Annotated in this window: 29 protein-coding genes; 11 read left to right on the forward strand and 18 right to left on the reverse strand. The window is 29.3% G+C overall.

What is annotated here, in order from left to right; genetic code table 11:
* Window positions 1–37 precede the first annotated feature (37 nt).
* Complete coding sequence (locus ACTTA0_RS02155; RefSeq protein ID WP_075506429.1) at window positions 38–442, forward strand: DUF2721 domain-containing protein; 405 nt, start codon at window positions 38–40, stop codon at window positions 440–442.
* On the opposite strand, the gene ACTTA0_RS02160 is transcribed toward ACTTA0_RS02155, so the two are convergent.
* From ACTTA0_RS02160 to ACTTA0_RS02175, 4 genes are read right to left on the reverse strand one after another with little or no spacing between them, the layout of a single operon-like run.
* The gene (locus ACTTA0_RS02160) at window positions 439–1410 is read right to left on the reverse strand and encodes a quinone oxidoreductase family protein (protein WP_440675849.1); all 972 of its coding nucleotides are present in this window, start codon (window positions 1408–1410) and stop codon (window positions 439–441) included. The genes ACTTA0_RS02155 and ACTTA0_RS02160 overlap by 4 nt on opposite strands.
* A gap of 3 nt (window positions 1411–1413) precedes the next feature.
* Entirely contained in the window at window positions 1414–2250 is an 837-nt protein-coding gene (locus ACTTA0_RS02165) for a pirin family protein (protein ID WP_440675851.1), read from the reverse strand.
* Entirely contained in the window at window positions 2251–2628 is a 378-nt protein-coding gene (locus tag ACTTA0_RS02170; RefSeq protein ID WP_440675853.1) for a DoxX family protein, read from the reverse strand.
* A 3-nt stretch (window positions 2629–2631) separates the two neighbouring features.
* Complete coding sequence (locus tag ACTTA0_RS02175) at window positions 2632–2868, reverse strand: CDGSH iron-sulfur domain-containing protein (RefSeq protein WP_262589802.1); 237 nt, start codon at window positions 2866–2868, stop codon at window positions 2632–2634.
* A gap of 125 nt (window positions 2869–2993) precedes the next feature.
* Here ACTTA0_RS02175 and ACTTA0_RS02180 point away from each other — a divergent pair, with 125 nt between their 5' ends.
* Complete coding sequence (locus tag ACTTA0_RS02180; RefSeq protein WP_440676628.1) at window positions 2994–3353, forward strand: winged helix-turn-helix transcriptional regulator; 360 nt, start codon at window positions 2994–2996, stop codon at window positions 3351–3353.
* On the opposite strand, the gene ACTTA0_RS02185 is transcribed toward ACTTA0_RS02180, so the two are convergent.
* On the reverse strand, window positions 3346–4008 hold the full coding sequence (locus tag ACTTA0_RS02185) for a haloacid dehalogenase type II (protein ID WP_440675854.1): 663 nt from the start codon (window positions 4006–4008) through the stop codon (window positions 3346–3348). The two genes, ACTTA0_RS02180 and ACTTA0_RS02185, sit on opposite strands and share 8 nt — an antisense overlap.
* Window positions 4009–4024: 16 nt before the next feature.
* Between ACTTA0_RS02185 and ACTTA0_RS02190 the strand changes: the two genes are divergently transcribed.
* From ACTTA0_RS02190 to ACTTA0_RS02230, 9 genes are all read left to right on the forward strand, one after another.
* Entirely contained in the window at window positions 4025–4726 is a 702-nt protein-coding gene (locus ACTTA0_RS02190; RefSeq protein ID WP_440675856.1) for an RsmE family RNA methyltransferase, read from the forward strand.
* 60 nt (window positions 4727–4786) lie between these two features.
* Window positions 4787–5602, forward strand: coding sequence for a cytochrome c oxidase subunit II (coxB, locus tag ACTTA0_RS02195; protein ID WP_440650939.1), 816 nt, complete (start codon window positions 4787–4789; stop codon window positions 5600–5602).
* 1 nt (window position 5603) lies between these two features.
* Window positions 5604–7238 carry a cytochrome c oxidase subunit I gene (gene ctaD / locus ACTTA0_RS02200; protein ID WP_075506423.1) on the forward strand — a complete coding sequence of 545 codons (1635 nt, stop codon included), beginning with the start codon at window positions 5604–5606 and terminating at the stop codon, window positions 7236–7238.
* A gap of 33 nt (window positions 7239–7271) precedes the next feature.
* Window positions 7272–8183 (forward strand): heme o synthase, encoded by a 912-nt coding sequence (cyoE, locus tag ACTTA0_RS02205; protein WP_440675857.1) that lies wholly within the window; start codon window positions 7272–7274, stop codon window positions 8181–8183.
* A gap of 118 nt (window positions 8184–8301) precedes the next feature.
* Window positions 8302–8835: a cytochrome c oxidase assembly protein gene (locus ACTTA0_RS02210; RefSeq protein WP_440675858.1), complete on the forward strand. Its 534-nt coding sequence runs from the start codon at window positions 8302–8304 to the stop codon at window positions 8833–8835.
* 10 nt (window positions 8836–8845) lie between these two features.
* Complete coding sequence (locus ACTTA0_RS02215) at window positions 8846–9634, forward strand: cytochrome c oxidase subunit 3 (protein ID WP_440675859.1); 789 nt, start codon at window positions 8846–8848, stop codon at window positions 9632–9634.
* Between the two features lie 61 nt (window positions 9635–9695).
* Window positions 9696–10298, forward strand: coding sequence for an SURF1 family protein (locus tag ACTTA0_RS02220; RefSeq protein ID WP_440676629.1), 603 nt, complete (start codon window positions 9696–9698; stop codon window positions 10296–10298).
* Window positions 10298–11680 carry a threonine synthase gene (thrC, locus tag ACTTA0_RS02225; RefSeq protein WP_440675861.1) on the forward strand — a complete coding sequence of 461 codons (1383 nt, stop codon included), beginning with the start codon at window positions 10298–10300 and terminating at the stop codon, window positions 11678–11680. The genes ACTTA0_RS02220 and thrC overlap by 1 nt, the downstream gene beginning before the upstream one ends.
* Complete coding sequence (locus tag ACTTA0_RS02230; protein WP_440618959.1) at window positions 11677–12162, forward strand: peroxiredoxin; 486 nt, start codon at window positions 11677–11679, stop codon at window positions 12160–12162. The genes thrC and ACTTA0_RS02230 overlap by 4 nt, the downstream gene beginning before the upstream one ends.
* Here the strand turns inward: ACTTA0_RS02230 and rnhA are convergent.
* The 13 genes from rnhA to ACTTA0_RS02295 are packed head-to-tail and all read right to left on the reverse strand — an operon-like array spanning window position 12154 to window position 23751.
* On the reverse strand, window positions 12154–12579 hold the full coding sequence (gene rnhA / locus ACTTA0_RS02235; RefSeq protein ID WP_440675862.1) for a ribonuclease HI: 426 nt from the start codon (window positions 12577–12579) through the stop codon (window positions 12154–12156). The two genes, ACTTA0_RS02230 and rnhA, sit on opposite strands and share 9 nt — an antisense overlap.
* Complete coding sequence (locus ACTTA0_RS02240) at window positions 12579–13544, reverse strand: homoserine kinase (protein WP_440675863.1); 966 nt, start codon at window positions 13542–13544, stop codon at window positions 12579–12581. The genes rnhA and ACTTA0_RS02240 overlap by 1 nt, the downstream gene beginning before the upstream one ends.
* The gene (ispH, locus tag ACTTA0_RS02245) at window positions 13545–14489 is read right to left on the reverse strand and encodes a 4-hydroxy-3-methylbut-2-enyl diphosphate reductase (RefSeq protein ID WP_440675864.1); all 945 of its coding nucleotides are present in this window, start codon (window positions 14487–14489) and stop codon (window positions 13545–13547) included. It lies immediately after the preceding gene.
* The gene (locus ACTTA0_RS02250; protein WP_440675865.1) at window positions 14470–15417 is read right to left on the reverse strand and encodes a Brp/Blh family beta-carotene 15,15'-dioxygenase; all 948 of its coding nucleotides are present in this window, start codon (window positions 15415–15417) and stop codon (window positions 14470–14472) included. Before ACTTA0_RS02250 ends, ispH begins: the two co-directional genes overlap by 20 nt.
* Window positions 15418–16482 carry a lycopene cyclase family protein gene (locus ACTTA0_RS02255; RefSeq protein ID WP_440675867.1) on the reverse strand — a complete coding sequence of 355 codons (1065 nt, stop codon included), beginning with the start codon at window positions 16480–16482 and terminating at the stop codon, window positions 15418–15420.
* The gene (locus tag ACTTA0_RS02260; RefSeq protein WP_440618953.1) at window positions 16469–17320 is read right to left on the reverse strand and encodes a phytoene/squalene synthase family protein; all 852 of its coding nucleotides are present in this window, start codon (window positions 17318–17320) and stop codon (window positions 16469–16471) included. Before ACTTA0_RS02260 ends, ACTTA0_RS02255 begins: the two co-directional genes overlap by 14 nt.
* A gap of 1 nt (window position 17321) precedes the next feature.
* Complete coding sequence (crtI, locus tag ACTTA0_RS02265; protein WP_440675869.1) at window positions 17322–18782, reverse strand: phytoene desaturase family protein; 1461 nt, start codon at window positions 18780–18782, stop codon at window positions 17322–17324.
* Window positions 18783–18821: 39 nt separating this feature from the next.
* On the reverse strand, window positions 18822–19319 hold the full coding sequence (locus tag ACTTA0_RS02270; protein ID WP_440675871.1) for a F0F1 ATP synthase subunit B family protein: 498 nt from the start codon (window positions 19317–19319) through the stop codon (window positions 18822–18824).
* Window positions 19309–19899, reverse strand: a complete 591-nt coding sequence (locus ACTTA0_RS02275; RefSeq protein WP_440675873.1) for a F0F1 ATP synthase subunit B family protein — start codon at window positions 19897–19899, stop codon at window positions 19309–19311. The genes ACTTA0_RS02270 and ACTTA0_RS02275 overlap by 11 nt, the downstream gene beginning before the upstream one ends.
* Before the next feature lie 4 nt (window positions 19900–19903).
* The gene (locus ACTTA0_RS02280) at window positions 19904–20131 is read right to left on the reverse strand and encodes a F0F1 ATP synthase subunit C (RefSeq protein ID WP_006997791.1); all 228 of its coding nucleotides are present in this window, start codon (window positions 20129–20131) and stop codon (window positions 19904–19906) included.
* 17 nt (window positions 20132–20148) lie between these two features.
* Entirely contained in the window at window positions 20149–20883 is a 735-nt protein-coding gene (locus tag ACTTA0_RS02285; protein ID WP_075506408.1) for a F0F1 ATP synthase subunit A, read from the reverse strand.
* 9 nt (window positions 20884–20892) lie between these two features.
* Complete coding sequence (locus ACTTA0_RS02290) at window positions 20893–21168, reverse strand: AtpZ/AtpI family protein (RefSeq protein ID WP_440675874.1); 276 nt, start codon at window positions 21166–21168, stop codon at window positions 20893–20895.
* Between the two features lie 9 nt (window positions 21169–21177).
* Window positions 21178–23751: a chromosome segregation SMC family protein gene (locus tag ACTTA0_RS02295; RefSeq protein WP_440675876.1), complete on the reverse strand. Its 2574-nt coding sequence runs from the start codon at window positions 23749–23751 to the stop codon at window positions 21178–21180.
* Between the last annotated feature and the right edge of the window lie 8 nt (window positions 23752–23759).

The following is a 23759-nucleotide window of genomic DNA, read 5'->3' on the forward strand; positions in this document are numbered from 1 at the left end:
AATAACAAAGGGTAGTTTCATAATCAAATTGATTCGTATGAATATAGATTACACAGTAACAGCTTTAATGTTTCCAGCTATTCCATTGCTAATGAGTGTGTATAGCAACAGATTTCATTCTCTTAGTATCTTAATTCGTCAACTTCATGATGAGCATGTTTATGAAAAGCATATTCCACCTGAATGGAAGAAGCAGTTTATTAACTTGAGTGGCAGGATAACTCTTCTTAGATGGACAATTTTATTTGCCTCATTTGGGTTCCTATTTAATATGCTTACTGTTTTTGCACTTTATTTAGATGAAGTATTTGCAGCGAGAGTAATTTTTGGCTCATGCTGTTTATCTATGATTATATCAATAATTTTTTTCATTAGAGAAATTCAAATTTCAACAAATGCTCTAAAACTCCATATGTCTGATATGGATGTAGATGTAAATTAGGGAAGTATTACTGCTGGTCCAGTAAGAACTCTAGACTCTAAATCTTTGTGTGCTTGTGCAATATCTTTAAGAGAATATTTTTTTGAAATTTTTACTTTTACTTTTCCACTTGAAGCCATTTCAAAAACTTTATTTGCAGCTTCATCAAGCTCTTCTCTTGTTGTAGTGTACTGCATAATACTTGGTCTTGTTAAATAAAGTCCTTTTGGTTGAATTGATTTTGCAACATTAACAGGATCTAAAGGACCTGACGCATTTCCAAAAGAAACCAACATTCCTCTTAATTTTAAACATTCAATTGAACCATCAAAAGTATTTTTTCCAACTCCATCATAAACAACAGACAAACCTTTTCCTTCTGTAATCTCTTTTACTTTTTCGGCAAAATTATCTTTGTTATAATTAATTACATGGTCATAACCATTTTGTTTTGCATTTTCTATTTTTTCATCTGATCCGACAGTACCAATTACATTGCATCCTAAACTTTTAGCCCATTGTCCAAATATTTGACCAACACCACCTGCTGCTGCATGGAATAAAATATCTTCTCCAGATTTTACAGGATAAGTTTTATGTAAAAGATAAAATGTAGTTATTCCTTTTGTCATTAATGTTGCTGCTGTTTCTAAATCAACACTGTCAGGAACTTTTACCAAGTTTTTAGTTGGATAGTTTCTATGAGTTGAGTAAGCACCAAGAGGAGCTGCACAGTATGCAACTTTATCTCCAACTTTAAAATCTTTTACATCTGAGCCAACTTTAGTTATCTCTCCAGCTCCCTCTAAGCCAATTGGAGATGGAAGAGTTAATGGATAAAGTCCTGATCGATGATAAGTATCAATATAATTTAAACCAATAGCATGGTTTTTAATCGTCACCTCATCAGCTTTTGGTTCTTCAAGCTTAAGATCTTTGTATTCTAAAACTTCTGGCCTACCTGCTTTTGATATTATTACTGAATTCATAATTTATTTTACAAATGTACCATTATGATAATCTTGTACTGCTTGCAAGATTTCTGCTTTAGTGTTCATTACAAAAGGGCCGCCTCTTGCAATTTCCTCATTTATCGGTTTTCCAGATATTACAAGAAATTTAGCATCTGTTTTTGCTTTCACTTTAAGCTCTTCACCATTTGTTAATAATATTAAAGTACTATCTTTAACATTATCATGTTTTTCACTACCAATTTCGATTTCACCATCAATTAAGTAAATAAATGTATTGTGAGTTGATGGGATATTAAAATCAAACTCTTTATCTTTCTTTAATTCTACATCAAAGTAAACTGGCTCTACATTATGACCTTTTACAGGTCCTTCAGCGTTTTCAAATTTACCAGCTATAACTTTAACTTGTTTTTCATCATCTTTATGAACGCTCATTTTATCTGCATCTATATAAATGTATTCAGGCTTACTCATTTTTAATTTAGAAGGCATGTTAACCCATAATTGAAAGCCATGAAGTCTTCCTTCTTTCATTGCTGGCATTTCTGAATGAATAATTCCACTTCCTGTTTTCATCCACTGAACATCACCTGCAGTCATTCTTCCTTCACCACCAGTGCTATCTTTGTGTTCAAAATCTCCAGCCAACATATAAGTAACAGTTTCAATTCCACGATGTGGGTGAGGTGGAAAACCCGCAATATAATCTTCACTGTTTTCAGATCCGAATTCATCTAGCATTAAGAAAGGATCAAAGTAATTTGGTTCAACACCAATACTTCTTTTTAATTTTACTCCTGCACCATCCGATGCCGGAATAGGATCTATAATTTTACTTACTTCTATTTTTGACATTTATTTTGATAATTTCCTTTCTAAACTAAACTCTTTTGTGTCATTTATCACCAAAAATAAAAATCCACCAGCTAATGCTATATTTTTCATAAATGATACAAATTGCATTTGATTACTAAAATCTGTGTGAAAAATAATTGCAGTTGCTATACAAAATATACTTAAGAGAGCAGCAGAAATTTTTACTTTATATCCAATCATTATTAATATTGGAGCACCTATCTCAAGAATTATTGCTGGAATTAAAAAAATACCCGGCATTCCCAAAGATTCGATCCAACCAATGGTTCCCTCATAATTTCCAATTTTATTAATTCCACTTAACAAGAACACTAAAGAGATAAATATTCTCCCAACCAAATCTAAAATATTTGTCATGATCTATTTGTTGTGTGAACCATCACAAAATGGTTGATTGTTAGTTTGTTTGCAATGACAGAAATAAATAGTTTTATTTTCTTCGGCCACAAATTTAACTGGTTTAAATTCTGTTCCTCTATGTGACATATCACAGAATGGTTGGCTCTTACTTTGTCCACAAGAACACCATAAATAATTTTTTCCTTTTTCAACATCAATAGAAATAGGTTGATCTCCTGCTTTTATTCCTTTGCTCATAAATCTCCTTTGTTAATTTTTTATCTAAATAATGATCTGGTTAAATTCTGCAAGAACGCAATAATTTCATACTAGTATTTATAATCATACCTTGAAAAATAAAATTAGGTATTTAGATGAGTAACATGAAAAACAACATTGAATGCCCAGCGGAAAGAGCAATTTATTTTCTTGGTGGAAAATGGAAAATCAGAATTTTATTTTACTTATTTAACAATAAAATAGTGAGATTTAATAAACTCAAAAAAGAGTTAAAAACAATAACACAACAAATGTTATCAAAACAACTAAAGGAATTAGAGATTGATGGAATTATAAATAGAGAAGTCCATCAAGTAGTACCTCCAAAAGTTGAGTATTCTTTGACAGAATTTGGGCTTTCGGTTATTCCAATTTTAAAATCTTTTTCTGATTGGAATAAAAAAAATACTAAAACTATTTCTCAAAAGTTAAATAAAAATTTTGAGGAGAATAGAATTAGATAAGTTTAATTAGTTCGTTAAGATTAGCGATCTTATTTTTAGGAATATAATCTAGATTATCAAATATATTATTATTTCTATTTACCCATATAGAATTGTATCCATAGTTTCCTCCACCAGATACATCCCAAGTATTTGCACTTAAAAAAACAACTTCATTTTTTTTAATTTTATATTTTTTTACTGGCATATCATAAACTTTAGAATCAGGCTTAAATACACCAACTTCTTCAATTGAAAAAATATCATCAAATAAATTATTTAAATTATTACTACGTACTAATTCATTTAATAAAGAAGGTGTCCCATTGGAAAGTATTGCTAGTTTAAAATTTTTTTCTTTTAAAGATTTTAATACTTCTGGAACTTCTTCAAAAGGTGAGAGAATTTTATAGAGATCTAATAATTCATCTCTCATTGAATTGTCTATTTTAAATACACTCATTGATTTATCCAAACTGTCTTCAGTGATCTGCCAAAAATCTTTATGTCTTTTCATTAAACTTCTAAGCCATGTGTATTCTAGTTGTGTGGTTCTCCAATAATTTGCAAAAGCTTCCCACTTATCACCAATTTTGTCTTTACATTTTTCTGCTGCTGAATTTACATCGAATAAAGTACCGTAAGCGTCAAAAATTATTGCTTTAATATTTTTCATAAACTAATTTAATAATATGAGTAACATTAGATTATATTTTTCTAAAAGTTTATCTAATAATTTAACTGATACACTTGATAAATCTCAGTCACATTACGTAAACAAAGTAATGAGAGTTAAAGAAAATGAAATTTTTTCTTTATTTAACAGTAGTGGTGAATGGGAAGCAAAAATTTTAAATATCTCAAAAGGTATTGTTGAATTTAATGTTACAAAACAATTAAGACAAAAAGAAAATTCTAAAGAATTGTGGCTTGCTTTTTCTCCAATTAAATCAAATTACTTTAATTTTATGATTCAAAAAGCAACTGAGTTAGGTGTCACAAAGTTTATTCCAATAATATTTGATAGAACGATTGTTCGTAAAATTAATAAAGAGCGATTAGAGAAAGTAATTATTGAGGCGTCAGAACAATCAAATAGAATTAATGTTCCAGATATTGAGGATCCAAAATCATTAGATAGTTTTTTAATTAGTAATGAAATTGATTTAATTTTTACTGATCTAAATTCTGAAAATACCAAAATAGATTTAAAGAAGGTTACTGATAAACCTACATGTGTAATTATAGGTCCAGAAGGAGATTTTTCTGAAGAAGAAAGGGCTAAGATTCTAAAATTTAGCGGAGTTCAACCATTGAAAATTAATGAGAATATATTGAGATCTGAAACAGCTGTAATTTCAGCTATATCGATCATAAAATACACCATAAATTGATATTTTGTCGCGAAAACTAAAGTGTAATTTTTTTGAAGACGTTCTATATAGGGTAAAAAAATGAAAAAAATTTTATTAACAATTCTTTCAATTTTAACTCCTGCAGTTGCGTTTGCTAACCAGCCAAAAGATTGGCAATTAGGTTTTCAAAAAGCAGCATCAGAGTCTATGAGAGATATCGTTAATTTTCATGACAAACTGTTACTGCCAATCATAATTGCGATAAGTGTTTTCGTTTTATTTTTGATGGTCTATGCATGTATCAGATTTAGAGCATCAGCAAATCCAGTTCCTTCTAAAAGAACTCACAATGTTGCTGTAGAAGTTTTATGGACATTAATTCCATGTTTAATTTTAATCGTGATGGCAGTTCCATCGTTTAAAATTTTATATAAACAAGATTCAATACCGAAAGCGGATGTAACAGTTAAGGCAATCGGTTATCAGTGGTACTGGGGTTATGAGTATCCAGACGAAAATATTATTTTCGACTCTTACATGATTGAAGATAAGGATTTAAAAGAAAATCAGCCAAGATTATTAGCTGTAGATAATGAATTAGTTGTTCCAGTAAATAAAGTAGTAAAAGTTTTAATTACTGCAAATGATGTTTTGCATGCTTGGGCTTTACCATCTTTTGGAGTTAAAAGAGATGCAGTTCCTGGAAGAATAAATGAAACATGGTTTAAAGCAGAAGAAGTTGGAACTTATTATGGACAGTGTTCTGAGCTTTGTGGAATTAAACATGCTTTTATGCCGATTACAGTAAGAGTAGTTTCTGAAGAAGAATATCAAGAATGGCTTACTGGAGCTAAAATAAAATTTGCAAAAGAAATTAATGAAGAAGATCAATTTAAAAAACTAGCGAGTAAATAATATGTATACACAGACTGCATCACACGACGATCATCATACACCAACTGGTTGGAAACGTTGGGCGTATTCAACTAATCACAAAGATATCGGTACAATGTACCTTATATTTGCAATTGTTGCAGGTGTGATCGGAACTGCATTCTCAGTTTTAATGAGAATGGAATTGATGCATCCAGGTGATGGAATTTTGGGTGGAAACTATCATTTATACAATGTCTTAGTAACAGGTCATGGTTTAATAATGATCTTCTTTATGGTTATGCCAGCAATGATTGGTGGTTTTGGAAATTGGTTTGTACCAATCATGATTGGTGCACCTGATATGGCATTCCCAAGAATGAATAATATTTCATTTTGGTTACTACCAACTTCATTCATTTTATTAATCATGTCTATATTTATGGATGGCCCTCCAGGTCAAACTGGAGTTGGTGGTGGATGGACAATCTATCCTCCTTTATCATCTACAGCAGGACAGCCTGGTCCAGCAATGGACTTTGCTATTTTAAGTTTACACTTAGCAGGAGCGTCTTCAATTTTAGGAGCGGTAAACTTTATAACTACAATTTTAAACATGAGAACTCCAGGTATGACATTGCATAAAATGCCTTTATTTGCTTGGTCAATTTTAGTTACAGCCTTCTTATTACTTTTATCACTTCCAGTGTTAGCAGGTGCAATTACAATGTTGTTAACTGATAGAAATTTCGGAACTGCATTCTTTGATGCTCAAACAGGTGGAGATCCAGTATTATTCCAACACCTATTCTGGTTCTTTGGTCATCCTGAAGTATACATTTTGATTTTACCAGGTTTTGGAATGATCAGTCATATTGTTTCAACATTCTCAAGAAAACCAGTATTTGGATATTTAGGTATGGCATATGCAATGGTAGCAATTGGAATAGTTGGTTTCGTTGTATGGGCTCACCACATGTATACAGTTGGTTTAAGCACGGATACTAAAGCTTATTTCTTAGCAGCGACGATGATTATTGCTGTCCCGACAGGCATTAAAATATTTTCTTGGATAGCAACTATGTGGGGTGGTTCAATATCATTTAAAACACCTATGGTTTGGGCTTTAGGATTTATATTTTTATTTACAGTCGGTGGAGTTACAGGTGTTGTTCTTGCAAATGCAGGTGTAGATACAGCAATGCATGACACTTACTATGTAGTAGCTCACTTCCACTATGTATTATCTTTAGGCGCGGTGTTTGCAATCTTTGCAGGCTTTTATTACTGGTTTGGAAAAATGAGTGGTTATGAATATTCAGAATGGTTAGGTCAATTACACTTTTGGTTAACATTTATTGGTGTAAACTTAATTTTCTTCCCTCAACACTTCTTAGGTTTAGCGGGGATGCCAAGAAGATATGCAGATTATCCAGATGCATTTGCTGGTTGGAATTATATATCTTCAATTGGATCATATATTTCTGTAATTGGTTTAGGAGTATTTTTTGCAAATCTAATTTATGCATTTTATAAGAAAAAAGCTGCTGCTCAAAACCCTTGGGGTGAAGGAGCAACAACTTTAGAGTGGACAGTGCCGTCTCCTCCAAATTTTCATACTTTTGATGAATTACCGAAGTTTGAAGATGAAGAGAGTGCAGAAAAATCTACTACTTAAAAAAAAGTATTTAGATTTTTTGTCTAAAATTAAATGATTAAGTCTAAGTTAAAAAATAGAAATTTAAGTCAAGAAGACGTTTTCAATTTCTCTGAGTTATTTAAACTTATGAAGCCAAGAGTAATGTCTCTTGTAATTTTTACTTGTGCAGTTGGATTGTTAATGGCGCCAAATATTATTCCAACAAAAGATGCCATTATTGGTATAATTTTAGTTTCTATTGGAGCTGGTGCTGCTGGAGCTTTAAACATGTGGTACGAGTCTGATTTAGATGCATTAATGACAAGGACTTGTTTAAGACCTATACCAACTGGGAAAGTTAATAAAAACCAAGCTTTGATTTTTGGTATCGCTTTATCAATATTTTCTGTTGTTGCTTTAGATTATTTTGCAAATACAGTTTCAGCAGCTTTATTGTTATTTACAATTTTGTTTTATGTGTTGGTTTATACCGTTTGGCTTAAAAGAAAAACGCCTCAAAATATAGTTATTGGAGGCGCTGCAGGAGCATTACCTCCTGTAATTGGTTGGACTGTAGCTACTAACTCACTTTCAATTGAGCCATTAACTTTCTTTCTAATTATCTTTTTTTGGACACCATCACATTTCTGGGCACTAAGTTTATATAAATCTGATGATTATAAAAAAGCAAATATTCCAATGCTTCCATTGACTAATGGTGTTGAAAGCACAAAATTAAATATATTTGTTTATTCGTTAATAATGATGCCAGTTATTGTTTTCCCATATGCAATTAATTTTGTTGGTCTAGCATTTTTAATTCCATCATTAATTTTGACAATTTATTATAATTACTTATGTTTTGAACTTTACAAATTTAAGAAAAACAAGTTTGATGCAAAAAAAGCAAAAACAATTTTTGGATACTCGATATTATATTTGTTTTTAGTCTTTGTATTTTTCTTAATAGATAAAATTTTATGATAACACCCGATAAAAAAACAAAGAAAAAAAATATTATTACTGCTTTAGCAATTTTAGCTTTTATGGTTTTTTTGTTTGTTTTTACATTATATAACGTTGGCGTATTTGATAGGCAGATATGATTAAGATCAAAACATTAACTCCATTACTTCTAGCGGGTATTTTTTGTTTAATGTTAGGTTTATCTTTTGCGGCAGTGCCCTTATATGATCTTTTTTGTCGTGTAACTGGCTTTGGAGGAACAACCCAAGTATCTAAAGAAGCCCCGAAAATAGTTTTAGATAAAGTTGTAAGTGTAAGATTTGATACGAATGTAAACAATCTTACTTGGAATTTTAAAGCTAAATCAAATGTCATTGATGTTAAGGTTGGTCAGGTAAATAGAATTGAGTTTGAGGTAGAGAACTATGGAGATGAAACAACTTATGGAGTTGCTAGTTTTAATGTTTCGCCTGCAAGTTTTGGTAAATATTATAGTAAATTAGGCTGTTTTTGCTTCGAAAAACAGGAACTTCAGGCAGGTGAGAAGGCAACTTATATTATGACTTTTTATTTGGACCCAGAACTGGTAAATGATCCAACAGTTAAAAACTTACAGGATGTAACTATGTCGTATACTTTTTTCTCGACAGATTATTATAAACAATCATAATTAAAAAAATATGTCAGCTGAAAAAAAACATGATTATCACTTAGTAGATCCAAGTCCTTGGCCTATATTTACATCTTTTGCATGCTTGGTACTAGCTATTGGAGCAATTTTTTATATGCACAATGATGTATCTTGGGGAATGTATTTAGGATTAGCTCTTGTAATTTATGCAGCTTACATGTGGTTCAGAGATGTTGTAATAGAAGCTGAACATCAAGGCTACCATACTCCAGTTGTTCAAATCCATCATAGATATGGAATGACGTTATTTATTGCTTCTGAAGTTATGTTTTTCGTTGCGTGGTTTTGGGCATATTTTGATATAAGTTTGTTCCCAAATGAGTTTGTTGGAAATGTTTGGCCTCCACAAGACATAGAAACTTTTGATCCATGGGACATTCCATTAATTAATACACTAGTTTTGTTATTATCAGGTACTACAGTAACTTGGGCTCATCACTCTTTATTAGAAGACGATAGAAAGGGATTTATTCAAGGATTAACAGCAACTGTTGCACTAGGCTTCTTTTTTACTTTATTACAGGCTTACGAATATCATCATGCTACATTTGATTATTCAGGACATATTTATGGTGCAGTATTTTATATGGCAACAGGTTTCCATGGTTTCCATGTAATTGTTGGAACAATTTTTCTTGCTGTTTGTTTATGGAGAGGAAGATTGGGTCACTTTACGAAAGAGCACCACTTTGGTTTTGAGGCAGCTGCTTGGTACTGGCACTTTGTTGATGTTGTTTGGTTATTCTTGTTTGCAGCTATCTACGTTTGGGGAAGTTAATATTTAATCCTTGAAGAATAAGCTTCTATTTTCAGTTTTTGTCTATTTTATAATTTTAGTTTTGTTGTCATTAGGCTTTTGGCAATTGTATAGATTGAGTTGGAAATTAGATCTAATCAATCAAATTGAAAATTCTTTAAAGATCGATCCTGTTGAACTTCAAAATGTAGAAAAAAAAAATTATTTAAGAATAAAAACATCAGGACAAATTGATTTTGAAAAACAAATTTATCTCTATAATCTTAACGAAACTGGTAAACCTGGATTTGAAGTTATTAACCCAATTAAAGTTGGAAATGAAGATTATTTAATTAATAGAGGCTGGATATCTTTTGACCAAAAAAACAAACCAGAGATTAATGTTGTTGATCAAAAAAATATTATTGGTACTTTAATGCTTCAATCAAAATCAAGTTCATTCAAACCCAAGAATGAAGTAGATAATAATTATTGGTTCACACTAGATCGGGAAGATATTTTAAAATTTACAGGAAAAAACTTTTCGAAATATATTATTTATTTAAACGGTAACTACGAAAACCCAAGACCAAGAGTGATCACTGCTAAAATTTCAAATAACCACAAAAAGTATGCAATTACTTGGTTTTCGATGGCGATTTCAATTCTTTTAATATATCTATACTTTAGAAAAAAAAATTATTAATGAGATACGTCAGCACCAGAAATACTTCAAAAACATATGAATTTAAGGATGTTTTTATCAAAGGTCTTGCTGATGATGGGGGATTGTTTATTCCTAGCTCACTTCCAAACTATAGTGAAAAAGAAATTCAAGAATTGAGGTCACTAAATTATTCAGATTTAGCAAAAAAAATTATTTTTCCTTTTATAGGAAATTTTATGGAAAAAGATGAATTGTCTAAAATAATTGATAAATCTTATTCTGTTTTTAGAAGAGAAAATGTAATTGATTTCATAAAAATAGGGGATCGATCAGTCTTAGAGTTATTTCATGGCCCAACACTAGCCTTTAAGGATGTTGCTATGCAACTTCTTGGAAATTTTTATGAATTTTATTTAAGCAAGCAAAAAGAAAAAATTAATATTGTAGTTGCCACATCTGGAGACACAGGGGCAGCAGCTATAGATGCAATAAAAGGAAAAGAAAATTTAAATATTTTTGTACTACATCCTGATAATCGAGTTTCTTCTGTTCAGCGAAAAATCATGACTACTGGAAAACATGAAAATGTATTTAATATCGCTATTAAAGGAAATTTTGATGACTGCCAAAACTTAGTTAAATCAATGTTTTCTGACACAAAATTTTCTCAAGATATTAATATGTCAGGTGTAAATTCAATCAACTGGGCAAGAATTATTGCTCAATGTGTTTATTACTTTTACAGCTATTATCTCATTGAAGATCACTCTAAACCCACTAATTTTTCTGTTCCCACAGGGAATTTCGGAGATGTATACGCAGGTTACTTAGCCAAAAAAATGGGTTTGCCCATTAATAAATTGATTGTTGCAACAAATCAAAATGACATTCTCCATAGAGCTATTTCAAACGGTAATTACGAGGCTGAAAATGTTTCCGAAACTATTTCTCCTAGTATGGATATACAGATCGCAAGTAACTTTGAGAGACTTATTTTTGATTTGAATGATAAGAATTCAGAACAAACATCAAAAGACATGATAAAAATTAAAGAAGAAGGAAAATATTCAATTGATAAAGAAAAGTTGAATTTAATTAATCAAGATTTCTTATCAGCAAGAATGAGCGAGACCGAAACACTTGATATTATTAAGTCTGTTTATCAAGAATTTAATATTGTTTTAGACCCTCATACTGCAATTGGTTATGGAGCTTTTGATAAACATGATCTCAATGGTAATAATATTGTGCTAGCAACAGCACATCCATGTAAGTTTCCTGATGCAATTAAAAGTGCTATAAATATTAAAGCTGAGTTACCAAATGAACTTCAATTTATATTAAATGAGAAAGAAAATTATGATATTCTTGAAAATGATATTGAAAAAGTAAAAGAACATATTAAAGATAGATCCAAATGAAAATAAAAGAAAACGATAACCTACCAAATTCAGAAATTTTTGTTCTTCAAGATGGAGAGCCTGTAAAAAAAAATATAGAAGATTTTTTTAAAGACAAAAAAGTTGTAATATTTGGACTACCTGGGGCATATACTTCTGTATGTTCTGCTAAACATTTGCCAGGATATATTAAGATGCATGATCAATATAAAGAAAAAGGTATTGATCATATAATTTGTATTTCAGTAAATGATCCCTTTGTGATGAATGCTTGGGGTAAACAAAATGATGTAGGTGAAAAAATTGTTATGATGGGTGATCCATTTCTTAATTTCACAAAAGAAATTGGTGCAGATGTTGATAAAAGTGGCAGAGGGTTAGGAATTAGATCTAATAGATACACGATGTTTGTTGATAACATGAAGGTTATTAAACTTCAGGAAGAAGCAGATACAGGATCTTGTGAAATCTCAGCAGCAGAAAATTTCTTTAAATTAATCTAGATTTGCAGCTTTTTTAGCTAATAAATCAACTTCTTCATTTAGTGGATTTCCAGCATGAGCTTTAACCCAGTTCCACTTAATCTTAGAATTATTATTCAAATCATATAATTGAACCCATAAATCTTTATTTTTAACATCTTCTTTACTAGATGTTTTCCAATTATTTTTAATCCAATTGTGGATCCAATCAGTAATTCCATTTTTAACATATTTAGAATCTGTGTAGATTTCTATCAAATCTTCAGAATTTACCTCTTTTAATGCATTGATTGTCGCCATTAATTCCATTCTATTATTTGTTGTATCTTTTTCACTTCCACTTATTTTTTTCACTTCATTATCAGTACAAATTATTGCTGCCCATCCACCATTTCCTGGATTTTTTAAACATGAGCCATCTGTATAAATTTTAATCATTAAATCAAATAATCTTTAAAACTATTCAAATTGTTATGGGTAATAAGTTTTTGATAATATTCGTTCGGATCCTTAATTTTGATTAATGCTGTTTTTGGAGTATTTGTATAATCATATAGTCTAGTTAACAGATATCTAAGGGCAGCACCTCTACACAAAATATTTAAATTGTTTTTTTCATTTAATTTAATTTTCTTAACACTGTTGTATCCCTTGATTAATTTATCAACTTTCTTCTTATTAATTACAAATTTTTTATTTTTTTCATCAAAACATAGTGCATTAATACAGATTGCTATTTCATACATGTAGTAATCGTTAGCAGCAAAGTAAAAGTCTATAATTCCCGACAGCTTATTTTTATTAAAAAAAATATTATCTACGAATAAATCACCATGAATAATCCCAGAAGGAAGTTTTTTTGGCCAAATTTTTTTAATATCATTAAAATTATTAAATAAAAATTTTTTCAAATTTGATCCTTTATTTGATTTAAATTTAATACTCTGGAGTAAAGGTTTTAAATATTTTACACCCATTGAATTTTTTCTAGTAAATTGTATCTTCTTAGTAACCAGATGCATTTTAGCTATTGCTTTTCCAATAGCATAGCAGTCACTTTCGTTAACTTTCTTTTTATCTTTTCCATTCAAGAAAGTGACAATACAAGCTGTTTTATTTTTTAGTTTAATTAAATAATTTTTGTCTTTAGTTTTAAGTGGTCTTGGGCAAATAATTTTTGAATCATTTAAATGATCCATTAATTTCATAAAAAAAGGTATCTCTTTTGGAAGAACTCTCTTCTCAAAAATTGTGAGAATAAACTTTTTATTTTTGGATTTTAAAACGTAATTTGTATTTTCAATTCCTTTAGCAATTCCTTGGAAACTTAAAATTTTTTCAATATCAAACTTGTTGTTTATTATATCGATATCACTCTGATTTATTTTTGTATATACAGCCATTTAATTTAATTTGTTAGGAACCTTAAAGACCACATTTTCTTTTATAATTTCTACTTCCTCAACATTTATAGAAAATTTTTTTTTTAATTCATTAATAAAATCTTCTACAAGAATTTCAGGTGCTGATGCTCCTGATGATATACCAATAGTATTTGAATTCTGTATTTGATCAAAAGGAATTTCACTTTCAGAATGAAAAAGTTGTGAATTTTGACAACCTGATTTTTTTGCTACTTCAACAAGTCTAACTGAATTAGAAGAGTTTCTACTACCTATTACAAAAAACATATCACACTCTTTTGCAATATTTTTTACTGCCATTTGTCTATTAGTTGTTGCATAACAAATATCCTCTTTTGCTGGCTCTTTAATGTTTGTAAATCTATCTTTCAAAATCTTTATTATTTCTTTAGTGTCATCAACGGATAGTGTTGTTTGAGTTATATAAGCCAATTTTTCTTTATGATTGGTTTTATACTCCATTGCTTCAGCTTCATTTTGAACCAAATCAATAGATCCTTTAGGTAATTGGCCCATAGTGCCTATTACTTCTGGATGGTTCTCATGTCCAATCAAAATAATATGATAACCAGCTTTATTTAAGTTTTCCGCTTCTCTATGAACTTTAGAAACTAGTGGACAAGTAGCATCTACATAAGTCATTTTATAATTTTCAGCATCTTCTGGTATTTTTTTTGGAACACCGTGCGCAGAAAAAATAACAGGTCTAGATTTGTCATTAATTTCCTCTAATTCTTCAACAAAGATAGCACCTTTATTTTTTAAATTATCAACAACATGCTTGTTATGAACGATTTCGTGTCTAACATAAACTGGCGATCCATATTTTTGAATAGATTTTTCTACAATCTCTATAGCTCTCTCAACACCAGCACAAAAACCTCTTGGAGCAGAAAGTAAAATTTTAATTTGTTTGTTTTTCATTTTTCTCTAAAAAATATTCCAGCAATATATGTGGAAAGGTTAAAGACGCCAAACCAATAAAAATTAGTTTTAAGATTGCATCATCTATATAATTAACCTCATTTAATAATAATAATACAATTATTGAAACCAAGATTGTTAAAAGTGTAAGTGGTAAAGCCTTTAAAATAAATAATTTTAGTCCATTTTGGAGATTGTTTTCATCAAGGTCTATCGCAAGTGAAATAGAGTGCCTTACAGAATGTAAAAAACAAAAATAAATTGTAAAAGCTACTAAAGGAGTAAAGTAGTAATTTAAAATTATAATTGAGAAATAATCAAAAAAAATAGTGAATTTTTTTAATTCAAACTTATCAATAAATAAAAATATACTTGATAATGAACTCAAAATAATTGATATCTCGATTATCTTTTTTTCTTCTAAAAATTCTAAAAATAAATAAAAATTTTCATTAACAACAAGTAATGATTTGAATATTTTCACAGTATCATCAAAATGAAAAAAAAGCGGGGCAAGAATTATGAGTGATCCTTTTAAAAGGTATAATATTTGAATTAAGTAAGATTTTCTGTTTATTAAAAATTGTGTATCTTCTTTACCAAAATGAAATGATGCCACTATAAGAAAAACTAACAGTGTGGTTGCAGGTAAGAGTGACCAAATAATAATGACACAAACTGCTATAAAAATATAGAAAATATAGAAAATATATATTCTTTCAAAATTAAATAATTTAAGAAGTTTTTTACCTTTAATATTATCTAATGCACCGTGTGAAACTCCAATAGTTAAAATTAAAAATAAGCAAATTGATGAAGAAATATCTAAATAATTTAATCTAAACATCACAACAGAAAATAGATTAATTAACAAAAAAAATATAAATGAATGATTAAGGTTAATTTTTTTAATTAATTGATTAGTCATTTAAAATAATTCTTTTAAAAATTTCCATTTAGGCATTTTTAAAATTATTTCTAAATCTTCAAAAAAATTACTTTTATTAGATAAGAAATTAATAGCAGTCTTAGGTGAACTATTGAACATTTTAAAGAAAATTTCCCCCATATCTGAAGAGTTATTTCTTAAAACTTTCAAAAAAATATTGTCTAAAAAATCATATTTTTTTTTAATTTTAAACAATTTAGCTTTAGAAATATTATCAATGTTTTCTGTTATATATTTGCTGTGTTCCTGAATATTTAAAAAAGTATAACCCGTGCTTAATCTTGTCATATCACCGGCTGATCCAATATATATTTCATTTAATTTTTTTAGATTTTTATTTCTAAATAAAGGTATAGAGCCTTCTTCTTTAAAATTGATTTTATAATTTTTGATATTTAAATGGTTTTTTAAGTATTGATCTATTTGATTATCATAATCTTTTATATTTTCATTACTTAAATTTGATATCCAGGTAGTCTCCACAAGTGCACTTTTTTTTGAAAAAGGTAAAGTGTAAAAAAAATGAACCTCATTTTTTTGATCACATACAAAATCCATTAAGTTAAATATTTGGTCATCAAAAAAATCTTTTTCAGTTTCAATTTCTACACCACAAAAATGTTGCCACAAATTATTTGGCTTATTTTCAAAATTTGGAACGCTGTTAAAAATTATTGAATTTGATAATTCAATATCATTAATATTCTTAAAAAATTTTATATTTTCATTTAATTTAAGTTTTGAAAGAATTTTGTCATAAAATTTTCCAGTATCTATAGATTGGTAAGGTGTTAGTTTACAATCAATAAACTTTGTATCATTAGGAATGTTTATAGAAAAATTATCCCAACTTTTTTTTACACAATCATCAAAATTATGTGGAAATACTTTCCAAAATGACCAAGTTTTATCTCTTTTATATTCATCCCTAGGCTCAATTATAGCCAAAGATTTATTTTTTAATTTATCAGAAATTTCAAGTTCATAAGCCAAAGACAAACCTGCACAACCGCCACCGATAATTATGTAATCAAAATCTTTCATTTAAATTTATCTCTTCATTAATTAATGAATGATCATGTTCAATGTTATTATCATTTTTATTTGTAAATGTTAAAATTATTAAATCAAAAATTGATAAAAAAGTTTCAATAATTTTTTCAATTTTTGTTACATAAATTTTTCCAGAATTTTTATAATTTTCTAAATTATTTTTATTAATTATTTTGTGTCCAATTTTTCTGTAGACTCGTCTTGCAACTAAAATAGAGAATCTGAAACTTAAAGGTATTTCTTTAATTGAGTAAAAAGAATTTTCATAAAATTTTTCAGATAAAGAAATGGTAGATTTGATATCTTTGAAATTTTCATTGATATAAATTCTTTTATTATTTTTATCTTCAATTACGTCTCTTGAAATATTGGTAAGCTGCATTGCTATTCCAAGATCGATTGCTGATTTCAAGGAATTTGTCTTATTAACTTTTAAAACTTTTGCCATCATTAAACCAACTGTACCTGCTACTCTATAAGAGTAAATTAATAACTCCTTTTTTGATTTTAATTCCACTCTTTCTTTAATATCTGAATTAATCCCATCAAATAAATCATTAATTACTTTTGTTGAAATACTAAATTCATCTATAAGTGCCCAAATATTTTTAATAACAATGTTTTGAAAGTTTTTATTTAAAAAATCTTTCTTAAATTTTTCAAATTTAATTATTTTGTCTTCTAATTTTCCTGGATCATCTGCAATATTATCTGCTTCTCTACAAAAATCATAAAGCGCAGAACATTTATCATAAGTTTTTTTTGGTAAAAAAAAACCAGCCCAATTAAATGATTTTGCATATGTTGCTAAATAATTTTTAGTTAACATTTTAGATCAATTTATCTAATACTTTTGCTGATGAAAGTACTCCTGGTACTCCCGCACCTGGGTGAGTTCCAGCACCAACAAAATATAAACCATCATAAATCTCTGATTTATTATGAAATCTAAAATAAGCTGATTGAGTGAATTTAGGCTGAATTGAAAAACCTGATCCATATTTTGTATTTAGTTCTTTCTCAAAATAATCAGGTGTAAGATAAAAGTCTGATACGATATTATCTCTAAGATTTGGCATTAAATCATTTTCCATTTTATCAACCACAAGATTTTTCATTTTTTCACCTTCTATTTGCCAATCTATATTTGATTGATTATTTGGAACTGGCACCAAAACATAAAAACAATCACTACCCTCAGGAGCCATGCTCTTATCTGTTGCAGAAGGTCTATGTAGATAATAGCTAATATCGTTATTTAATTTTTTATAATCAAAAATATCATCCAGATGTTCTTTATATTTGTTCCCAAATTTAATTGTATGATGCTCAACGTTTTCATAGACTTTTTTGGTTCCAAAATAATAAACAAATAAACCCATTGAGTAATCCATCCTCTTTTGTTTCCAATCAAACAGCATTGAATTTTTTAGGTTTTTACTAGTCATCTTTTCATAAAAAGCAGGAGGGTCTGCATTACAAATAACATTATCAGCTTCGATAATCTCTTCATTGTCAACTACAACACCAGTAATTTTATTATTCTTAGTAATAATTTCTTTTACCTCAGTATTTTTTATTATTTCGATTTCTATTTCCTTCATTAACTTTTCAAATCCTTTAATTATATTTCCCGTACCACCCATTGAATAATGAATGCCCCATTTTTTTTCTAAATAAAGAATTAGCCCATAAATTGATGTAGTTGTGAACGGATTACCACCAACCAAAAGTGGATGCATACTAAGCATCCTTCTTAATTTTTCATTTTTTACATAAGACGATACTAATGAATAAACTGATTTATAACTCTTAAGTTTTAATAATGCTGGCAGCTGTTTCATCATAAAAAAAGGTTTATCAAATGGAACATCTGCAAGCTCTAAAAATCCCTTCTCAAAAATTTTTTTGGTAAAATGTACTAAATCTTCATACCCCTTAACATCTTCTTGATTTAAATTTTCAATTTGTTTTTTCATTTCTATTTCATCACCTGAGTAATTAAATTTAGTTTGGTCCTCAAAAACAAATTGATACCAAATTTTAAGTGGGGTTAGTTTTATGTAGTCCTCAGGATTTTTATTAAACAAACTGAATAGTTCGTTAATTAAATATGGAGCTGTTATTACTGTTGGCCCAGCATCATAGGTAAAACCATCTTTTTTGAAAACTCTAGCTCTTCCACCTAGGTCTGAATGTTTTTCTATTAATTTTACTTTGTGTCCTTTGGCTCTTAGTCTTATTGCTGCAGCAATACCACCAAATCCAGATCCAATAACTATAGAATTCATTGCTGTAATTTATAGCTTTTTCAGGAAATTGTAACCGTATTATGAGTTTATTTTTTTTAGCTGTTCTTTAGTTTCTTCTAAATTTTTTTGAAATACAGCATCCAGTTTAGATTTATCAACTGAAGTAGTTATGATTTTTTTTACTGAGTCTACCGCTATTTTGATTGAAGCATCTTTTATTTCTTTCAATGCAGCCTCTTTCATTTGGCTAATTTTATTTTCAGCCAAACTTTTTTTAATTTCTGATGATTTATGAAATTTATCATTTAAATCAATTATTAACTTATCCGACTCTTTTTTTGCATTTTCCAAAATTTCATTACTTACAGAACTAGCTGTATCTAATTTTTTTTGAGCATTATCGAGTAAAGTTTTTGCTTCTATTCTCAATTTTTCACTTTCATCTATCTCATTTTTGATGTCAGAAATCATACCATCAAGCATTTGAGAAACTTTTTGTGGAATTTTAAAGTAAACTAAAACCCCGATGAAGATTACAAATGAAATTGCAACCCAGAAAGTTGCATCAATTGCCATAGTATTTATCTCCGTTTCTTCTAGATAGATCGTCAACAATTGCTGATATACTGCTATTATTTACTTCAGCACCAATCAGTTTCTGAAGTAACTCAGATGACGTTTCTATAGCAATTTTATTTATTTTGTCAGGCGCATTATCTCTTAAAGCTTGGATTTCTTTTTCCGCTTTAGCTATTTCGTCATCTATTTGTTTATCAAGAACGTCTCTTTTAGCGTTTATATCTTTAACTGCCTTTTCTCTTGCTTGATTAAACATAGCATTAGCTTCAGTTTTGCTTTTTAAAATTATTTGATCATATTCTTTAAGTTTGGTCTCACTATCTTCTCTTTGTTTTTCAGCTGCCTCAATATTTTCTAGAATTTGTGATTTCCTAGACTCTAAGTTGTTACTAATTTTTGGAAGAATTAATTTAGATAAAACCAAATACATTATCCCAAAAGTAAGTACTAACCAGAAAATCTGAGAAACCCAAAACTCTGGATTTAATTGAGGCATACCTCCACTTTCAGCGGCAAAAGCTTCTTTAATAAAAAAGAAGCTTAAAAATATTAGATGAGGATATATTTTTTTGACCATTAACTTAAAACGCAAATAAAATAATCAATGCAACAACTAATCCAAATAATCCTGTTGCTTCAGCAAGTGCAAAACCTAAAAGTAGGTTAGGAAATTGTTTCTGAGCTGCTGATGGGTTTCTCATAGCACCTGATAAATAATTTCCAAAAATTATTCCAATACCAACACCGGCACCAGCTAAAGCTATTGCTGCTAAACCTGCTCCGATCATTTTTGCTGCTTCTAATTCCATTATATCCTCCTCTGTTATTAATGGTGTAAATTTAATGCATCATTTAAATAGATGCAGGTTAAAATTGCAAAAACATATGCTTGAAGAAAAGCAACTAATATCTCCAAACCAGTTAATGCAACCGAAAAACTTAGTGGAAGCCATCCACCAACTATTCCAAGACTAATTACAAAGCCTCCGAAAACTTTCATCATTGTATGACCAGCCATCATATTTGCAAATAATCTAACTGATAGACTTATTGGTCTACTTAAATAAGAAATAATTTCAATAACTACTATTAAAGGAAGTAATACCGCTGGTACTCCACTTGGTACAAACAATTTTAAATATCCAAAACCATGTTTAATAAATCCAATTACTGTTACGCCAATAAAGATAAATGCAGCAAGAACAAATGTAACGATAATATGACTAGTTACAGTGAATGTGTACGGTATCATTCCAAACATGTTGCAAAATAAAACAAACATGAACAATGAAAAAATAAATGCAAAATATGGTTTTGCTTTAGAACCAGCTGTATCACTAATCATTTTAGCAACAAAGGTGTAGCTAAGTTCCGCTAATAATTGAATTTTATTTGGTAAGATTGAATTTTTCTTAGATCCTAAATTAAAAATTAATAAAATAGAAACTGTACTTATAATCATAAACAAACTTGCGTTTGTAAAAGATATATCAAATGCTCCAACTTTTATTTCAGGTCCAATTCTATAAACATCGAATTGGGACATCGGGTTTGCTGCCATAGTACTAACTTATTTTTGCATCTTTTTTGCTGATCTAATCACGTTTGTTATTCCAGCGATCACCCCAACAAAAAAAAATATTAATATAAACCAGGGTTTAGTACCAAAGGTCTTGTCAAAAATAAACCCAATAATTGTCCCGACGGCCACTGCAGATACAAGTTCTGTGCTCAATTTGAATGCAGTTCCAATAGGTGAGGGGTTATCCTTCTTGTTATAAAGATTTTTCTTAGAAATCTTGCTTTTTGCAATCTCTAAGCGAGTTTTAAAAGGGTCTTTTCTCATTTATCCTGGTTAAGCAACCATACTTTCTGCTTTTTGAAGGTCTACAGCTACTAGTTGGCTTATCCCTTTTTGTGGCATAGTTACCCCATATAGCCTGTTCATTTTAGACATTGTTAAGGCGTGGTGAGTAACAATTATAAATTTAGTGTTAGTAATTTTAATTAACTCCTCTAGTAAGCTACAAAATCTTGTAACGTTAGCATCATCAAGAGGAGCATCCACCTCATCTAAAACACAAATTGGAGAAGGGTTAGTTAAAAATACTGCAAATATTAAAGATAGGGCAGTTAGTGCTTGTTCACCACCAGATAATAAAGTTATAGATTGAAGCCTTTTTCCTGGTGGACTGACCAACATTTCTAAACCAGCTTCTAATGGATCATCAGAGTCTACTAATTCAAGCTTGGCATTTCCTCCATTAAAAAGTTTTGTATAAACCTCATTAAATTTTCTGTTAACTTTTTCAAATGCCTCAATAAGTCTTTCCCTTCCTTTTTGATTTAGCTCATCAATGCTATCTTTAAGTTTAACAATTGCGGTAACTAGGTCACTGCGATCTTGTTCCATTTTTTTTATTTCTTCTTCATACTTACTAGTTTCCTCATCTGCTTTTAAATTTACAGAACCTAATTGATCTCTTTGTTGTTTTTTTTTATCTAATGCATCTTCTTGATCAACATGATTTGGAAGTTCTTCAACTCCAAATAAATTTGAATTTTCTAAAATATTTTCTTCTGTTAAATTTAATTCTGTATTAACCCTATCAAGCAAATCGTTTTTTCTTTTTTGTAAACCTTCTATGGTTGCACCTGAGCTAGCTTTTCGCTCTCTAATTTGAATTGATTGCTCTTGTATTTCATTTAGTTGAGCTCTTAAGGTTTCAATTTTTTTATCAGTTTCTTCTATAATTTTTTCGTTCTCTATTTTTTCTTCATCAGAAATTCTTAAATTTTCTGTAATTTGACCTTTTCTTTCTGCTTGTACTCTTGGCTGATTTTCTAAATCGTTTAATTGTTTAGATAATTTATTTTTTCTTTCAGTTAATTCATTTACCATCTTTTCTGAATTAGATAAAAGATTTTTCCAGCTTTCTATTTCAGTCTCTATTGTTTTTATTCTTTCATTTCTTTTTACTGATTCATTCTTTATTGATTGATTTTTACTATATGCATCAGCATATTTTTCTTGAAGTATTTTTATATTTTGAGATTTCTCATTTACACTTAATAGCTCTGTTCTTGATTTTTCATTTTTTAAATCATTAATAAAATTGTCTAATTCCATATTACATCTATCGAGTAATGTAACTGCTTGATTTATCTCATTACTTTCAATTAATTCTTTTGCTCTAGTAATTGAATTTTTTACATTCTTTATAGGACCAATGCTTATTTTAATTGTATCGTCAGCTAAATTATTAACAACTTCGTCAACTTCTTTTTGCTCTCTTTCTAGTTCATTTTTTGCATTTTCTAGATCTTCGTTTGATAACTTTTCTGTTTCAAAATATTTTGAATCTACTTCAATTAAGTCTGACTTTTCTTCCTTTAATCTTTTTTCATTAGAGTTAGCATCAATAATAATTCCATTTTCTCTTGATATGTCTTCGTCTAAAGTCTTTATTGATTTCTTAATTGTTTCAATTTCATCTTGAATTCTAGTATTTTCCTCATCTAGGTTCTGTAGTTCCAAATTAAGTCTCTGTATTCTTGATAAATTCTCAATATTTTTTTCTCTAAGTGGAGCAACTTTATCAGTTGAAGTTTTTATTAAGTTTTCAAGTTCAGATATCTGATTGTTGAAACTTTCAACTTCTCCTCCTGCCTCTGTATTAATTTCATTTTCTATTCTTATTTCCTTATCGATATCCAATAATCTTAGATAATATAGTCCGGCCTCTATTTTTTTTATTTCCTCTGAAATTAATTTGTATTTTGTAGCTTCTTCCGCTTGTTTTTGAAGATTTGCCAATTGTTTTTCTTGTTGCCTTCGTAATTCATCAGCTCTTTTTAAATTATTTTCAGCAGCGCCGAGTCTAAGTTCAGCTTCATGTCTTCTTACATGTAAACCAGAAATTCCAGCTGCCTCCTCAAGTATTGCTCTTCTGTCAGTAGGTTTTGCTGTCACTAAAGCTCCAATTCTTCCTTGGCTAATCATAGAAGGGGAATGTGCGCCCGTTGAAAGATCTGCAAAAAACATTTGAGCATCTCTTGCTCTTACCTCTTTGTCATTAATATAAAATTTAGAACCCTTATCTTTTTCAATTTTTCGTCTAACTTGAATGTTTTCTAATTCACGATACTGAATGGGACCTTCTTTTTCTTTGTTCTCTACTTCTATCGAAACTTCAGCAATATTTTTTGATGCTTTATTAGATGTACCTGAAAAAATTACATCTTCCATTCCTGAACCTCTCATACTTTTTGCAGAGGTCTCTCCCATTACCCATCTCAAAGATTCAACTATGTTAGACTTTCCACAGCCGTTAGGACCAACTATTCCAGTAAGGCCTTCTTCTATTAAGAAATTTGTTTTTTCAGCAAATGATTTAAATCCATTTAATTGGATTTTTTTAAACTCCATGCACTAAC

This window comes from Candidatus Pelagibacter sp. HIMB1593, assembly GCF_052047755.1.
Lineage (GTDB): Bacteria > Pseudomonadota > Alphaproteobacteria > Pelagibacterales > Pelagibacteraceae > Pelagibacter.

Bases quoted from the DNA above. Each gene is read 5' to 3' on its own strand.
- ACTTA0_RS02185 (WP_440675854.1), bottom strand. From the start codon at position 4,008: ATGAAAAATATTAAAGCAATAATTTTTGACGCTTACGGTACTTTATTC.
- ACTTA0_RS02250 (WP_440675865.1), bottom strand. From the start codon at position 15,417: ATGACTAATCAATTAATTAAAAAAATTAACCTTAATCATTCATTTATA.
- ACTTA0_RS02160 (WP_440675849.1), bottom strand. From the start codon at position 1,410: ATGAATTCAGTAATAATATCAAAAGCAGGTAGGCCAGAAGTTTTAGAA.
- ACTTA0_RS02215 (WP_440675859.1), top strand. From the start codon at position 8,846: ATGTCAGCTGAAAAAAAACATGATTATCACTTAGTAGATCCAAGTCCT.
- ACTTA0_RS02270 (WP_440675871.1), bottom strand. From the start codon at position 19,319: ATGGCAATTGATGCAACTTTCTGGGTTGCAATTTCATTTGTAATCTTC.
- ACTTA0_RS02170 (WP_440675853.1), bottom strand. From the start codon at position 2,628: ATGACAAATATTTTAGATTTGGTTGGGAGAATATTTATCTCTTTAGTG.
- rnhA (WP_440675862.1), bottom strand. From the start codon at position 12,579: ATGATTAAAATTTATACAGATGGCTCATGTTTAAAAAATCCAGGAAAT.
- ACTTA0_RS02210 (WP_440675858.1), top strand. From the start codon at position 8,302: ATGATTAAGATCAAAACATTAACTCCATTACTTCTAGCGGGTATTTTT.
- ACTTA0_RS02165 (WP_440675851.1), bottom strand. From the start codon at position 2,250: ATGTCAAAAATAGAAGTAAGTAAAATTATAGATCCTATTCCGGCATCG.
- ACTTA0_RS02275 (WP_440675873.1), bottom strand. From the start codon at position 19,899: ATGGTCAAAAAAATATATCCTCATCTAATATTTTTAAGCTTCTTTTTT.
- ACTTA0_RS02260 (WP_440618953.1), bottom strand. From the start codon at position 17,320: ATGTTAACTAAAAATTATTTAGCAACATATGCAAAATCATTTAATTGG.
- ispH (WP_440675864.1), bottom strand. From the start codon at position 14,489: ATGAAAAACAAACAAATTAAAATTTTACTTTCTGCTCCAAGAGGTTTT.
- ACTTA0_RS02175 (WP_262589802.1), bottom strand. From the start codon at position 2,868: ATGAGCAAAGGAATAAAAGCAGGAGATCAACCTATTTCTATTGATGTT.
- thrC (WP_440675861.1), top strand. From the start codon at position 10,298: ATGAGATACGTCAGCACCAGAAATACTTCAAAAACATATGAATTTAAG.
- ACTTA0_RS02280 (WP_006997791.1), bottom strand. From the start codon at position 20,131: ATGGAATTAGAAGCAGCAAAAATGATCGGAGCAGGTTTAGCAGCAATA.
- ACTTA0_RS02290 (WP_440675874.1), bottom strand. From the start codon at position 21,168: ATGAGAAAAGACCCTTTTAAAACTCGCTTAGAGATTGCAAAAAGCAAG.
- coxB (WP_440650939.1), top strand. From the start codon at position 4,787: ATGAAAAAAATTTTATTAACAATTCTTTCAATTTTAACTCCTGCAGTT.
- ACTTA0_RS02255 (WP_440675867.1), bottom strand. From the start codon at position 16,482: ATGAAAGATTTTGATTACATAATTATCGGTGGCGGTTGTGCAGGTTTG.
- ACTTA0_RS02295 (WP_440675876.1), bottom strand. From the start codon at position 23,751: ATGGAGTTTAAAAAAATCCAATTAAATGGATTTAAATCATTTGCTGAA.
- ACTTA0_RS02190 (WP_440675856.1), top strand. From the start codon at position 4,025: ATGAGTAACATTAGATTATATTTTTCTAAAAGTTTATCTAATAATTTA.
- crtI (WP_440675869.1), bottom strand. From the start codon at position 18,782: ATGAATTCTATAGTTATTGGATCTGGATTTGGTGGTATTGCTGCAGCA.
- ACTTA0_RS02230 (WP_440618959.1), top strand. From the start codon at position 11,677: ATGAAAATAAAAGAAAACGATAACCTACCAAATTCAGAAATTTTTGTT.
- ACTTA0_RS02285 (WP_075506408.1), bottom strand. From the start codon at position 20,883: ATGGCAGCAAACCCGATGTCCCAATTCGATGTTTATAGAATTGGACCT.
- cyoE (WP_440675857.1), top strand. From the start codon at position 7,272: ATGATTAAGTCTAAGTTAAAAAATAGAAATTTAAGTCAAGAAGACGTT.
- ACTTA0_RS02240 (WP_440675863.1), bottom strand. From the start codon at position 13,544: ATGGCTGTATATACAAAAATAAATCAGAGTGATATCGATATAATAAAC.
- ACTTA0_RS02155 (WP_075506429.1), top strand. From the start codon at position 38: ATGAATATAGATTACACAGTAACAGCTTTAATGTTTCCAGCTATTCCA.
- ACTTA0_RS02180 (WP_440676628.1), top strand. From the start codon at position 2,994: ATGAAAAACAACATTGAATGCCCAGCGGAAAGAGCAATTTATTTTCTT.
- ctaD (WP_075506423.1), top strand. From the start codon at position 5,604: ATGTATACACAGACTGCATCACACGACGATCATCATACACCAACTGGT.